Origin of the sequence: Acinetobacter sp. TYF_19 (genome assembly GCF_043105125.1) — a bacterium.
In the GTDB taxonomy this organism is placed as follows: Bacteria; Pseudomonadota; Gammaproteobacteria; order Pseudomonadales; family Moraxellaceae; genus Acinetobacter; species Acinetobacter johnsonii.
The window spans coordinates 1-14921 of the sequence record NZ_JBICLH010000061.1; the positions used below are offsets into that span (position 1 = coordinate 1).

At 43.6% G+C, this 14921-nt stretch carries 10 protein-coding genes and 1 pseudogene; 3 read left to right on the forward strand and 8 right to left on the reverse strand.

Going from position 1 to position 14921, the window contains the following annotated elements; translation table 11 throughout:
- Positions 1 to 319 precede the first annotated feature (319 nt).
- From ACF8FD_RS07735 to ACF8FD_RS07770, 8 genes and pseudogenes are all read right to left on the reverse strand, one after another.
- Complete coding sequence (locus ACF8FD_RS07735; RefSeq protein ID WP_234305105.1) at positions 320 to 2041, reverse strand: biotin carboxylase N-terminal domain-containing protein; 1722 nt, start codon at positions 2039 to 2041, stop codon at positions 320 to 322.
- Positions 2041 to 3624, reverse strand: a complete 1584-nt coding sequence (locus ACF8FD_RS07740) for an urea amidolyase family protein (RefSeq protein WP_279678788.1) — start codon at positions 3622 to 3624, stop codon at positions 2041 to 2043. The genes ACF8FD_RS07735 and ACF8FD_RS07740 overlap by 1 nt, the downstream gene beginning before the upstream one ends.
- A gap of 34 nt (positions 3625 to 3658) precedes the next feature.
- Complete coding sequence (locus ACF8FD_RS07745) at positions 3659 to 4465, reverse strand: putative hydro-lyase (RefSeq protein WP_279678787.1); 807 nt, start codon at positions 4463 to 4465, stop codon at positions 3659 to 3661.
- The gene (locus ACF8FD_RS07750) at positions 4458 to 5240 is read right to left on the reverse strand and encodes a LamB/YcsF family protein (protein WP_234303845.1); all 783 of its coding nucleotides are present in this window, start codon (positions 5238 to 5240) and stop codon (positions 4458 to 4460) included. The genes ACF8FD_RS07745 and ACF8FD_RS07750 overlap by 8 nt, the downstream gene beginning before the upstream one ends.
- A 35-nt stretch (positions 5241 to 5275) precedes the next feature.
- Positions 5276 to 6530, reverse strand: a pseudogene (locus tag ACF8FD_RS07755) (NRAMP family divalent metal transporter).
- A 345-nt stretch (positions 6531 to 6875) separates the two neighbouring features.
- A complete protein-coding gene (gene mumR, locus ACF8FD_RS07760) occupies positions 6876 to 7787 on the reverse strand; it encodes a LysR family transcriptional regulator MumR (protein WP_004694273.1) in 912 nt (303 codons plus the stop codon).
- 113 nt (positions 7788 to 7900) lie between these two features.
- Complete coding sequence (locus ACF8FD_RS07765; protein ID WP_171522837.1) at positions 7901 to 8053, reverse strand: hypothetical protein; 153 nt, start codon at positions 8051 to 8053, stop codon at positions 7901 to 7903.
- A 73-nt stretch (positions 8054 to 8126) separates the two neighbouring features.
- Positions 8127 to 11084, reverse strand: a complete 2958-nt coding sequence (locus ACF8FD_RS07770; protein WP_234303846.1) for a heavy metal translocating P-type ATPase — start codon at positions 11082 to 11084, stop codon at positions 8127 to 8129.
- Positions 11085 to 11166: 82 nt separating this feature from the next.
- Here ACF8FD_RS07770 and ACF8FD_RS07775 point away from each other — a divergent pair, with 82 nt between their 5' ends.
- The 3 genes from ACF8FD_RS07775 to lon all read left to right on the forward strand — a co-directional run bounded on the left by ACF8FD_RS07775 (position 11167) and on the right by lon (position 14802).
- Positions 11167 to 11562 carry a MerR family transcriptional regulator gene (locus tag ACF8FD_RS07775; RefSeq protein ID WP_205666915.1) on the forward strand — a complete coding sequence of 132 codons (396 nt, stop codon included), beginning with the start codon at positions 11167 to 11169 and terminating at the stop codon, positions 11560 to 11562.
- 71 nt (positions 11563 to 11633) lie between these two features.
- Positions 11634 to 12224 carry a 5-formyltetrahydrofolate cyclo-ligase gene (locus tag ACF8FD_RS07780; RefSeq protein WP_234303847.1) on the forward strand — a complete coding sequence of 197 codons (591 nt, stop codon included), beginning with the start codon at positions 11634 to 11636 and terminating at the stop codon, positions 12222 to 12224.
- A 148-nt stretch (positions 12225 to 12372) separates the two neighbouring features.
- Positions 12373 to 14802, forward strand: coding sequence for an endopeptidase La (lon, locus tag ACF8FD_RS07785; RefSeq protein ID WP_234303848.1), 2430 nt, complete (start codon positions 12373 to 12375; stop codon positions 14800 to 14802).
- Positions 14803 to 14921: the final 119 nt, after the last annotated feature.

The window sequence follows — 14921 nt, forward strand, 5'->3', positions numbered from 1 at the left end:
GCTCAATTAGGGGCGCTTTGCATTTCAAATCTTTGTGCAACAAAGCCTTAAAATAATAATTACATACATCGCTAATATTCTTTAATTTTTATTTTTCAAGTTTATCGCTTTCATCTTGTCTCCGAGCTACAGAACAAAATGATTATTGAATATCTCTTTAAATAACGCTTTTATTGGACTATTAAATCTTAATCGAACCATTTTTCCACTTCATTTGTCCATAAAACAAAGCTAACCAGCCCTCAACTTTTAAGAGTTTTCAAACAAAAACCTGACTTAGCTAAATGCTGCATCAGGTGCATTCACATGATTTATTTTTTTAGCAAATCGATCCAATAATATGCTCTGCGTGACAGGTCACCCCTTGCTGAACCATCAATTGAATCACTCCACTTTGATGTGCAAGTACAGGGACTTCCATTTTCATGGCTTCCATAATCGCCACCACCTGCCCCTCTGCGACCTGCTCCCCGTTTTCTACCTTCCAAGCGCTAATTACGCCATTGATTGGTGCAAGTAAGTGTTCAGCACTCACTGCTGTTTCTGTAGCTGGTTGGTCTTGAGACGTCATTGTAGGGTTTTGTGCAAACATACCCGCAGGTAAGCCTAAACGATGTAATTTCCCATCAATTTCAATATAACTGAGTAACATCGGCTGTTGATGATTCGGAATAGTGCGTTTCGTTGGCTTTAAGTCCTGTTTAAAATCATTTTCAATCCAACGAGTATGAACATTAAATGTGGCGGTAAAATCAGTTTCATTTAATACTGCACGGTGAAAGTCTAAAACCGACGCAACCCCTTCAATTTTAAATTGCTTCAGCGCACGTTTAGCGCGAGCGATCGCAATTTCACGGGTTGGGCCTGTGATAATCAGTTTTGCCATAAGCGAATCAAAATGACTCGACACCAAAGAACCAGTACGAACACCTGTGTCTACACGTACCCCCTGACCAAATGGTGCTTCAAATAAACTCAATACACCAAAAGCAGGAATGAAGCCACGAGCGGGGTCTTCAGCATTGATACGAAACTCAATGGCATGCCCCTGCGCTTTCGGGGTTTCTTTGATTGAAAGTTCATGGCCTTGAGCCACGCGAATTTGCTCAACCACCAAATCGACTTTGGCCGTTTCTTCAGTAACAGGATGTTCCACCTGCAAGCGGGTATTAACCTCTAAAAATGAAAGCTTTCCATCACGGCTCAGCAAATATTCAACAGTACCCGCACCGACATAGTTGGCTGCCTGACAGATATTTTTGGCTGAAGTTAAAATTTCTTCATAAATTGCATCGCTGATAAAAGGCGCTGGGGCTTCTTCAACCAGCTTCTGATTACGACGTTGTAGCGAACAGTCTCGTGTACCTAAAACCACTACATTGCCATGTTGATCGGCAATCACTTGCGCTTCGACATGGCGTGGTTGATCTAAGTACTGCTCAACAAAACACTCACCGCGACCAAAAGCGGCTTGCGCTTCACGTACAGCCGAATCATACAGCTCTTTTACATCTTCCAGTTTCCAAACAACTTTTAAACCGCGACCACCACCGCCAAATGCGGCTTTAATCGCAATAGGTAAACCAAACTGCTTTGCAAACTCGAGTGCTTCATCAGCATTATTTAAGGGGTCTTGTGTACCTTGAACTAAAGGTGCACCCACTGAAGCAGCTATCTTACGTGCTTCAATTTTATCACCCAATTTTTCAATGGCGCTTGGTGACGGCCCGACCCACTTTAAGCCTGCATCAATTACGGCCTGTGCAAATTCAGCACGTTCAGATAAAAAGCCATAACCTGGATGCACCATGGTCGCCTTGGATTTTTTAGCAACCTCAAGAATGGCTGGAATATTCAAATAAGTTTCACGTGCAGTTGCACCCGCTAAACCCCATGCTTCATCCGCCAATTCGACATGCATACTGTCCATATCGTCATCGGCATATAACGCAACTGAGCGAATACCCATATCGCGGCAAGCATGAATAATACGAACGGCAATTTCACCACGGTTTGCAATTAATAATTTTTCAGTAGTCATCATTCATTCTCAAAATCTGTAAATTCGGTCATTTTTTTAAATTTGATTTGGCACCCTGCTGGAATCTGCGCCACCAAGTCCCAATGGTGCTTCGCCACAGCCGCAATCACGGGGTAGCCACCAGTTAAAGGATGGTCATTCATAAACAATACAGGCTGTCCGCTTGGCGGAATCTGCAAGGCGCCAATACAAGTTCCCTCACTTTCCAACTCATGGGTAATTTTGCGCTGCAACGGATGCTCACCTGAAAGTCTCAGTCCAACCCGATTGCTTTCATTCGTCACAAGCCAAGCTTGCTGACATAAGCGCTCAATGCTCTCCGCTTCGAACCAATCCGTTCGCGGTCCCATCACAATGTCGAGCTCAACCACATCGCCGACTTTGGGCAAGTGTAACTTCGCAATTTCGGTAATACTGATATTTGAAACTTCAACCTGTCCTTGATAAACCGTATCCCCCATTTTTATAGGTTCTGGCCCCAATATGGCCAAACTATCAAATGAGGCGCTATTCAGCACAGGCTGCACGTCGATACCACCACGAATCGCCAGATAATTCCTCAGTCCTGCCGTCGGTGCTTGAATCTGAAATTCATCACCCTCATCAAGGGCAATCGCTTGATAACTCTCAAAGTCAGCCTTTTGGCCATCACTAAATTTTACGTGGATATTTGAAATAGCTCCCGTAACTGCAATGACTGCGGACTGATGCATTTTAGCTTTCAAACCACCATTTAAAACTTCAATCACAGGCGTCGGAGTTGGGTTACCAACAATTCGATTTGCACTGTGCATCGCCGATACATCCATCGCCCCTGCAACACCAACCCCAATCTTGGTTTGGTTAAAACGCCCTTCATCTTGGATCAGCATCTGTAGGCTCGGTGCAGTTACCGTAAACAAAGGCATGGATTGTTTGGGCTCAACTGTACGAGTGACTTGCTGTGCTACGCTAACCGTGGTTGGTTGATGTGTGACATCTTCAAAATGGACCGTCATTCCTGGTAACAATAGCGCTGGATTTTTACGCTCTAGATCCCACATTTTTTCAACAGTCGTACCGATCAGCTGCCAGCCTCCCGGACTGTCTTTCGGATAAATCCCTGAATATTGTCCTGCCAGTCCCAAAGAACCCGACGGTATTTTTTTACGTGGTACAGTTAAGCGAGGAATATCTGTAAAAGGTCGATCGGGACTGCTCATGTAAGCAAAACCCGGTGCAAAGCCAATAAAAGCCACATTCCAAACACTTTGACGATGCTTCAAAATCACATCAGCAATTGAAAGCCCTTGTAACTCTGCAACTTGAGCAAGATCTTCGCCCGTATAGCAGATAGGAATAATCAACTCTTGGACATTACGCTCAACGCCTGAACCAATTTTTACAGTCTGAATCGAAGCAACCAATGTTTTAAAGGTGGTCTCGATTTCATTAAAAAATACCAAAATCGTTTTTGCAGCAGGGACTAAGTCTTTAATTCCATTCAATTGCATCGTGTGCAATTTATTGTACAACGCCAATGTTTCCTCTAAGCTGGCAAGCTCTATGAGAAAACAATCCGCGTTTACCGATAAAAAACGCATGTGCCTATCCTTTTTAATTGTTCTTTAGTGCCGCTTAACCTATCCATGCACGATCAGGAATGTCGGTAATCAACATATGACCGGGTGCATGGCTTATGGCAAAAGGAATTTTTGAGTTCATCACCGCTGCTTGTGGGGTTACACCACAAGCCCAAAATACTGGAATTTCCCCAGCCTCAATACGTGAAGCATCACCAAAGTCTGGCTGATTCACATCACGAATGCCTAAACCTTCAGGATGTCCAATATGTACAGGCGCACCATGCACACTTGGCATCCGTGCTGTAATTTTGACGGCATCCGCGATTTGATGGGATGGAATTGGGCGCATAGACACCACCATGTTGCCCGAAATACGCCCCGCAGGCTGACATTGAATATTACTCAAATACATCGGTACATTGGTCTGATCATGGATATGACGAACTTCAATGCCAGCCTCCTGCAGTGCTGTTTCAAAAGAGAAACTACAGCCAATTAGAAACGTCACCAAGTCAGGATGTGCATGATAAATGTCACTCGCATCCGTGACTTCCTCGACCATTTCACCCTCTTTCCAGATGCGATAACGTGGAAAGTCGGTACGTATATCTGAGTTCTCTGCCAGCCTTGTGGCATAAACACCTTCCTCTAGCACGTCTAAAACAGGACAGCTTTGCGGATTGCGATGTGCATACAGTAGAAAATCATAAGCCCAATCTTTAGGTACCGAAATCATATTGACCTGCGTCATGCCCGCAGCCATACCCGCCGTTGGTTTATCAAAGCCTGCACGAATTTTTAAACGTGCCGCTAAAGCGGCTTCAAGCTGCGCTGAATCGACTCGGATATCCTTATACATTGCATACTTCCTCATGCTTTAAGACAAAGGGACGAATTTCAATATGGTGATTTAGCAGTTCAGCTTTAATCGCAGCCGACATCTCTAAAGCACCTGCGGTGTCACCATGTAAGCAAATCGTGTCCGCTTGAATCGGGGTAAATACACCATCAATCGAATCAACACCGCCATTTTTCAACATAGACACCACACGGCGTGCCACAAAGGCTGAGTCATGTAAAACAGCCCCGTCCAAACGTCGTGAAACCAATGAACCATCACTGTTATAAGCACGGTCTGCAAATGCCTCAGATACAACCTTTAAGCCTGCTGCACGTGCTTGCTCAACCAAATGGGAACCAGCCAGTGCCACCAAAACCAGTTCTGGGTTATACATTTTAATGGCATCAATCACCGCAGCGGCCTGAGCGTGATCATGTGCAATGGTGTTATACAGTGCACCATGTGGTTTCACATATTGCACTTGAGAACCAGCCACTTTGGCTAAACCATCCAATGCAGAAATTTGATACAGCACATCGGCAATCAGCTCATCACGTGACACATCCATATTGCGGCGACCAAAACCAACGAGGTCTGGATAAGATACATGCGCGCCAATCGCGACGTTTAATTCAACAGCTTTACGCAGTGTCTTTAAAATCCCCAGCGGATCTCCTGCATGAAAACCACATGCAATGTTGGCACTTGTCACCACGGGTAGAATTTGGTCATCATTGCCCATTTTCCACGAACCAAAACTTTCACCTAAGTCACTATTTAAATCTACATACATGGCTTAATTCCTTTATCACTTCACCGTCTACTGGCTTAAAGTTTGGTTAAATAATTAAAGACTGTGGTAAAGGACATATAGCCCATCCACCATGTCAACATACATGTGAGTACACCCAAAATAAGTAACCATTTTGGATAGTTATAATTCCCCATCATATCTTTACGGCAAGCAGCTACATAAACAAAAATCGTTAAACCGATTGGCAATACCAAACCATTAAAACCACCAACAAAAATCAACAGTCCAGCAGGAGTTGCGCCCAGTACGACATACAGCAATAAAGCTAAAGAGATAAATGTAATGGTGGTGTAGTTGGTTTGTTTTGGACTGAGGTTTTTCTTAAATGCAGTAAAGAATGAAACCGAAGTATAAGCAGCGCCAATGGTACTACTGATCCCTGCTGCCCAGAAAATCAGACCAAATAATTTATAACCAAAAGTCCCTGCGGCATATTGAAAAGCTTGTGCTGCTGGATTGGCATCATGGCTGGCTAAGTCAATGCTTGCACCACTCACCACTACACCCAAGAAAGCTAAAAACAGCACATAACGCATGATGCCTACAACCACAATACCTTTGGTTGCAGCTCTTGCGACTTCATCAATATTTTCAGGGCCAACCGCGCCTTTATCCAGTAAACGATGGGCGCCTGCATAGCAAATATAGCCACCGACCGTTCCACCGACAATCGTGGTGATGATGGCAAAATCAATCTGGTCGGGTGCAAACGTTTGATGAACAGCTTGGCCCACAGGTGGCATCACAATGACGGCAACAATGATAATCAAGATGATTTTGAGCAACCCCAAAACGATCATGCTTTTATCCATGGCCAGCGTGGCCTTTCTTGAAGCAAAAATTAAAATGGCTAAAGCACCACTTAAAATGCCGCCCCATTTGGTGTCTAACCCAAATATGGCATTGAGACCTAAAGCCGCGCCTGCAATATTACCAATACTGAAGAAGAAGCCACCCAAAATGACCAGAAAAGCCAGTAAGTAACCACTGCCCGGCAAGGCTTTATTGGCAATATCCGAGGCACGCATTTGCGTCAGCGTTACGACACGCCAAATGTTTTGCTGCACCACATAATCAATCAAAATAGACACGAGAATGGCAAAGCCAAACGCCGCACCCAATTTCACAGTAAAAACTGCGGTTTGAGTTAGAAAACCAGGTCCCATGGCGGAGGTTGCCATCATGAAGATTGAAGCAACAATGGCCCATTGGCGATCTGATAAAAAAGAAGATTTTAATAAAGACATATTTAATGCGTTCCTCGTCCATTTGAGCTTAATAACGCTATTTTCAAGTTGAACCAAGAACATCATTTTGTTTGCAAATTCTGTTCTTAAATCCCTTTAACTGACAAAGATTCCCTGTTGCCCAACCAAAGCCATGGCGGATCAAATCTTCTATTTGAAATAAGAACATAGGCAAGCGCGATGAACAATACGACTTTTTACATCCATTATTAAAACTAAATAACTGTATTTTATTATTTTTTATTTATTAAAAGTCTAATGATAAATTTTACTTATCACGCACGATAAGCTGCTTTTATAGTTTTTCAAACAAATTACGTTTTGAGATAAAGAAACATCACTTGTCAAAAAACTGCGTGCGCCTCAATTATTTTTTAATTTTCTCAAGCAGTCTTTTCATTGCACTTTCAGATACAGTGACTGCGACATCGGTTAATTTCTCTTTCAAGGCAGCATCATTTCCTTGCATATAAATCGAGGTGAAATGAAAGGTTTTGAGCTGGATCGGGGTATTTAAAATTTCCAATCGACCATCGGTAATTTCCTTTAAAGCCGTTAAGGTCGGCACAACGGCGATCCCCAAACCTTGCTCCGCAAGACGCAATAAGGTCGCAAGCGAATAACTGGTAATTGAAAGCGGCTCATCTAGTGCCTGTTCTTTCATTTTGGCCTTGAGCTCTTTATAGGGATAGGTAATTTTCGGATAGGTTAAAATGGTATGAGACATCAATGCCTTAAATGACATTTGACCCACACCACCTTTAAAAGATGGCGCTGCCAAGAAACTCAGTTCAAAGTCGCACAACGCCTGCTCTACACACTCGAAAGCCAAAGTCGGGCCCAGCAAAAAAGCCATGTCCAAATCCCCGGTACGCACACCTTCTTGCAAATTTGGGGTTAAATCCACCACAATTTCCACAGAAACTTTGGGAAACTCTTTTTGTACTTTTTCGATATATTCAACCAACCACGTATAAACGATCGTCTCGGAAACACCTAAACGAATTGTTCCTGTTAGATGCTGGTTTTCAGTCAGCTCAGCCACCAAATCGGTTTCCAAACGCATAAACTTTTCAGCATATTTAAACAGGGTCATGCCTTTATGAGTGGGTTTAAGCTGTCGAAAGCTGCGATCGAGAACTTTAAAACCTAAATCATTTTCAAGAGAGGTGATTTTTTGTGAAACGGCAGGCTGAGTCGTTTGTAATTTTGTGGCAGCCTTATTGAAACTATTTAAAGTCACAACCCAATAAAATGCTTCTAGATTTTTTAAATTCACCCTGAACCCTGCCTTTACTCCATCCCGCTTATAGTACGGCAGTTCCCCCTATTTTTTAAGTTCCTGTTTTATATAATTTCAAAATGACTCACAAGATGACGCTCATTCAAGCGCTATGCCTTGCCCAAATACATCAATTTTGTGTCTTTTACAACCTTACTCGGTCTAACCGGATCAAGGCTCTTTAAATCAAGTTGAATCAAAAAAGACACTTGTAAAAAGCAATATTTATTCGTGCTGCGCTTCATTCCAGCACGAATCATCATAAAAAAAGCACCTTTGTTAAAAAGATGCTTTTTTAAACTCAACTGAAAAGGGAGTGTAAAAATCTAAAAGCGCTTATTTACTCTTCTGTAAACGTAAAGCATTTAAGACTACGGACAATGAGCTCAATGACATCGCCACCGCAGCGAACATTGGGGTGAGTAATAACCCTGTTAAGGGATAGAAAATCCCTGCTGCGACAGGGACACCCAAGCCGTTATACACAAAAGAAAAAGCAAGGTTTTGTTTCATATTACGCACACCCAGTTTCGCCATATGTAGCGCATCGGCTGCGCCACGAATATCACCTTTAACCAAGGTGACTTGTGCGGTTTGTTTAGCAATATCAGTTCCATTACCCATGGCAATTCCAACATTGGCTTGTGCCAAGGCTGGTGCATCGTTAATGCCATCTCCCGCCATCGCGACAATTTTACCTTGGGCCTGATATTTCTTCACGATGTCCAGTTTTTCTGTTGGTGTACAGTTGCCATAGACTTGTTGAATACCCAATTCCTGAGCCACCAACTGGGCATTTTGTTCGTGGTCACCTGTTGCCATCACCACTTCAACACCATCATCAATCAGCTGTTGAATGACTTGCTGCGCATTGGCCTTAATCGCATCGTGAATAGAAATATAAGCCAGCACTTCTTGGCTATTGCTTAAGAAACTGATCACATTGCCTGTCGTACGCTGCTGGTTCAACTGGCTTTGCAAAGTATCATCCAAAGTAATGCCGAGTTGCTCAAGCAGCTTTTGGCTACCAATATAGAGGGTTTGCTCGCCAATTTGCCCTTTGACGCCAAAACCAGTCACATCCTCAAAGTCTGCCACTTTAAGCAATTGCTGCGCTGGGACCAACTGTGTCAAAGTCTGGGCAATCGGATGACTAGAATACTGCTCAATCGAGGCAATCCACTGTTCCACTTGCGCTTGTTCCACATTTGGGCTGAGCAACTGAATTTCTTTAAGGCTTGGTTTACCTTCCGTCAGAGTCCCTGTTTTATCGACAATCAGCGTATTGACCTTACTTAAAGCTTCAATCGCCTCTGCATCTTTAAACAGTACCCCTTTTTGTGCCGCGCGCCCTGTCGTGGCCATGACCGACATCGGCGTGGCTAAACCCAGCGCACATGGACAGGCGATAATTAGTACCGCCACCGCACACATCAATGCCAAATCAAACTGGGCACCACCAAACACCATCCAAGCGACAAAGGTCAACACACTAATCAATAGCACAATGATGACAAAGTACTTGGCAAACACATCGGCCAAACGTTGTAACGGTGCTTTAGAACGCTGTGCTTCTGCTACCGTTTGAATCATTTTCGCCAAAGTGGTATTCGCCCCGACCGCCGTAGTTTGAATACGAATACTGCCTTGTTGATTGACCGTCCCGCCGATCACCGTGTCATGCACTTGCTTTTTCACAGGCACAGGTTCACCGGTCATCATGGCTTCATCGACATAGGTTTTGCCTTCAACCACCACACCATCCAGTGGGATCTGCTCGCCCGAGGAAATTTGTAAAATATCGCCTTGTTTGACCATACCAATATCAACTTCAACCACTTGATCATTTTGAACCAACTTGGCTGTGTTGGCTTGCAGTTTGAGTAAGGCTTTGAGTGAGTCTGCGGTCTTAGCACGCGCCTTTAACTCCATGATTTGACCGAGCAAACTTAAAGACACGATCATACAGGCTGCTTCAAAGTACACTGCAACGCCATGCCCAGTTTTGGCTTCCATTGGAATCACACTTGGGAAAATCGTTGCCACCACACTATAAATATAGGCCGCTAACACCCCAACACCAATCAGGCTCCACATATTTAAGTTGCGGGTTTTATACGAAGTCCAGCAACGTTCAATAAAGGGTTTACCTGCCCACAACACCACTGGGGTCGCGAGGACCAGCTCAATCCACGGCTGAATATGCGGTGAAATGAAACTGTGAATATGTGAACCCATCGCCAGTACAAACACGATCAACGTCAGTGGCAAGGTCATCCAAAAGCGATGGCTAAAGTCCACCAACTCTGGGTTGGGTGCATCATCTAAAGTCGGTTGCATCGGCTCGAGTGCCATACCACAAATTGGACAGGTACCCGGACCTTTCTGCACAATTTCAGGGTCCATCGGACAGGTATAGTCCATATCCGCAGCCCCTTCAGGTACAGGACGCTGATCGGGTGGAATCAGATAAAACTCAGGATCAGCCTTAAACTTATCTAAGCAAGAAGGATTGCAGAAATAATAGGTCTGTTGCTGATAATCCGTTTTTAACTCTGTATTCGGATCGACTGACATGCCACATACGGGGTCAATAAACTCAGCTGATCCAGACGGAGCACTATGTTCATGCTTTCCTCCACCACAGCAGCTACTTTTTGCAGCTTCTACTTTCGGCTTGGGTACACAGCAACTGGCTTTGGTGTCTGGTTCTGTTTGAGGCTTAGGCTCACAACAGGATGCTTTTTTCTCTGCCTCTTTCGGAGTTGAACCACAACAGCCCGCAGTAGAAGTAGACACCGATACTGCATCTTCAGTTTTTACATAAGCCTCTGGGGTTGCAATAAACTTTTGCAAACATTTTTCACTACAAAAATAGTAGTTCTGCCCCTGCCACTCGGTATGCGGTTTAGTTAAATCAGTTACGGTCATGCCACACACAGGGTCAGTAAATGTGGTCTTCTCTGCATCTGACACAGGTTTTGATCCGCAACCACAACCTTTGGAAGTAACTACAGCACTTTCCTCTTTCGCCTGAGATGAAGCATCGCTTATATCTGTTTTGGATTGACTACAACAAACACTGGGCGCTCTTTCTGATGTTAAGTAAGCCTCTGGATTGGCCGAAAATTTCTTTAAACAGCCTGAGCAACAAAACAAATAACGAACTGATTGATGCTCATACACATGAGGAGAGTCCTCTGCGACCGTCATCCCACAGACAGGATCGATATTCACCACCATCGGCGCTAATTTCTGTTTGGAACAGCAAGACGTTTTGTGTTGCTCACTCATTCTGACTCACCTTTTATTTTTTGATTGTGTTAGCATAAAGTCTGTACCTAGGTACTGAGTCAAGCCTTTTGGAGATTATTTTATGCTCACTATCGGCAAACTGGCAAAACACTGTCAGGTGAATGTGGAAACCATTCGTTATTATCAACGGATTGGTCTGATGCGCATTCCTGAAACCACGCAAAACTATCGCTACTATAGTCAGCAAGATATTGAAACGTTGAGCTTTATACAAAAAGGCAAAGATGCGGGCTTACAGCTCAGTGAAATTCAAGATCTATTGCATTTGCAACTGGATGATCGAGAAAAAGTCCGTGATGTGATTCAGCAACGGCTGGAAAAAATTGATCAACGGATTCAAGAGCTGAATGCTTTGAAACAACGCCTTTCAAACTGGGTGGATGAATGTAAAACCACCACTGACAGTTGCTGCCCAATTTTGCAAGAACTGAAAAAAGGTTCAACGACTGCGCCATAAACAGATACCATCTTTTAAATTTGGCGCTCATTTTCACACTCACTATTTCGATACTCAGGACTGCGTTCACCATGTCGATTGAACTTGCCCAACTCAGAAAACAGCTTCGCAAACAACGCAGACAAGTTTCCGCCTATCAACAGCAGCAGTCCGAACTGCAAATTTTACAACGCCTAAGACGTGTGCCCGAATTCAAACATGCCACTCGCGTCGGGATCTACCTACATGCTTTTGGGGAAATTCAGACCCGTAAAATCATTGAATATTGTTTTCATCAAAAAAAAGCAGTGTATTTACCAATGATTTGCAATATGAATCAGCGCTTAGTGTGGGTCAAAGTTTCACGTCATCAATTTCAAAATAAACGCTTTTCTCACCATCCGTTGGGTATGCAAGAGCCCATGGCAACACGTGGCCAGTACGTTTCACATTTAGATCTGCTACTCATGCCCTTATTGGTATGTGATCCTTATGGCACACGCATTGGCATGGGCGGTGGTTTTTACGACAAAACCTTGGCTTCTTCGCGCTATCACCGTCCGTTTCGTTTGGGTTTAGCCCATCACTTCCAGTTGGTGCCACAGCGCTTGATTCGAGAAAAATGGGATCAACCTTTGGATGGACTGCTGACCCCTCAACAACATTTACGCTTCAAGCGCTAAAATTGACATTTTTGACTGTTGAGAATACTTAAAAATCACATGTTTAGTCATTTTTTATACAATTTATTTTGACCTGCCCTTGTATTTTTTAAAATACCCATCACTATAAAAAACATGGCAACACCGTTGTCACTCATTAGGAGTGCCCATGTCTGAAATTATTATGAATCAAGAAACCTTAGAGCCTCAGGTTCCAAGTGTATTACCACTTTTAGCGTTACGTGATGTGGTGGTGTATCCACACATGCAAATCGCGCTATTTGTAGGTCGTGAAAAATCGATCAATGCAGTTGATGTGGCTCGTAACAGTGACAATCTAGTATTTGTAGTTGCTCAAAAAGATTCTCTTTCAGAAGAAATTGATCACGACAACTTATATCAATACGGTACTGTCGCGAAGATTGTGCAAGTTGTGAATCATGAAAATGATGAAAACTGTATAAAAGTATTAATTGAAGGCTTGCATCGTTCAAAGCTAGAAAAAATCATTGATGAAAATGATTATCTAACCGCAGAACATGTACTTAGCCCAATGTCAGTCCACATTGACGAAACAACGCAAGAAACACGTGTTCAAGAATTACGTGCTCTGTTTACTCAATATGCTGAAGCAAAACTGCGTAATGCACGTGAACTGATTGCTGCTGCGAACAAGATTGACGATTTACTCCAATTGTTATTCTTCGTAGCGACCCGTGTTCCACTGAATATTGATGTAAAGCAAAAATTCCTCGAACACGATGAGTTTGAAGCACATCTACAAGAACTGATGACGTATTTATTGCAGCAATCTGAAGAACAACAGATTGAGCAAACTTTACATGACTCAGTGAAGCGTCAAATGGAGAAAAATCAACGCGAATACTTCCTCAATGAAAAGATGAAGGTGATTCAGCGTGAGCTTTCTGACATGAATGGCGGCGCGGAAGATGACGTTGCTGAAATTGAAAAACGTCTTGCCGAAGCTGATTTGCCTGAACACGTGCGCAAAAAAGCGGAAAGCGAATTCCGTAAACTCAAAGCAATGCAACCTGCGTCTAGTGAAGCGGCTGTGGTGCGCAATTATATCGAGGCCATTTTAGATACGCCTTGGAATAAAGCCAGCAAAGTCAGCATTAACTTAAGCAAAGCGCAAGAAATTCTCGATGCAGATCATTACGGCTTAGATGACGTAAAAGATCGTATTGTGGAATATCTCGCAGTTCAATCGCGCGTGAAAAAACTCAAAGGCCCAATCCTTTGTTTGGTTGGCCCTCCAGGTGTAGGTAAAACTTCACTGGGTGAATCGGTTGCGAAAGCGACAGGTCGTGAGTTTGTGCGTATGGCACTTGGTGGCGTACGTGACGAAGCGGAAATCCGTGGTCACCGCCGTACTTATATCGGTGCGATGCCGGGTAAAATTGTGCAGTCTTTAACGAAAGTTGGTGTGAAGAATCCATTGTTCTTGCTCGATGAAATCGACAAGATGGCACAAGACTACCGCGGCGACCCTGCTTCTGCATTGCTTGAAGTACTTGATCCATCACAGAACAGCAAGTTTAACGATCACTATTTAGATCTTGATCTGGACCTGTCTGAAGTGATGTTCATCTGTACTGCCAACAGCATGAATATTCCAGAAGCATTGCTTGACCGTATGGAAGTGATTCGTCTACCGGGTTATACCGAAGATGAAAAAGTCAATATTGCTGAGCGTTACCTTGTTCCGAAAGCAATGAAGAACAACGGCCTACGTGCGAAAGAACTGACTGTTCATGAAGAAGCGATTCGTGACATCGTACAACGTTATACACGTGAAGCCGGTGTGCGTAGCTTAGAGCGTGAAGTCTCTAAAATTGCCCGTAAAGTTGTAAAAGAAGCGGTCAGCAAGAAGTCTAAAAATCTTCAGATTGATGTGACTTCGGCCAATCTTCCAGACTACTTAGGTCCACATAAGTTTGACTTTGGTATGGCGGAAGACGAAGCTCAAGTCGGTCGCGTGAACGGTTTGGCGTGGACTTCAGTCGGTGGTGAGTTGTTGACCATTGAAGTTGCAGCGGTTAAAGGTAAAGGTAAATTCATCACCACAGGTTCTCTCGGTGATGTGATGAAAGAATCGATTACTGCTGCTATGACTGTCGTGCGTACCCGTGCAGATGAATTGGGTATCGAATCGACACGTTTCGAAGAAACCGATGTTCACGTCCACTTACCAGAAGGTGCAACACCAAAAGATGGCCCTTCTGCAGGTTTAGCGTTAACAACTGCATTGGTTTCTGCTTTCACAGGCATCCCAATTCGTCCGGATATTGCCATGACAGGTGAAACCAGTCTCGGTGGTCGTGCAATGCGCATTGGTGGCTTAAAAGAGAAACTTCTGGCTGCACACCGTGGTGGAATTAAGCTGGTCTTCATTCCTCAAGACAACGTCCGTGATTTATCTGAAATCCCAGACAATGTTAAAGAAGGTTTAGAGATTAAAGCGGTGAAATCAATTGATGAGATTTTACCACTGGCGTTGACATCTATGCCTGAGCCTTTGGTCAAAGCACCAATTGTGAAAGCGGTCGATGAAGGCAAAAAAGCTGCACGCCACTAATTCCGCATCGTAAAAAGAGAGAGCTTCGGCTCTCTTTTTTATTACAATTTACTGTAGATAACACCACACATCTTTATGCTTTTATTTCCTACAATAATTTGATCAAGGGATACATGTAG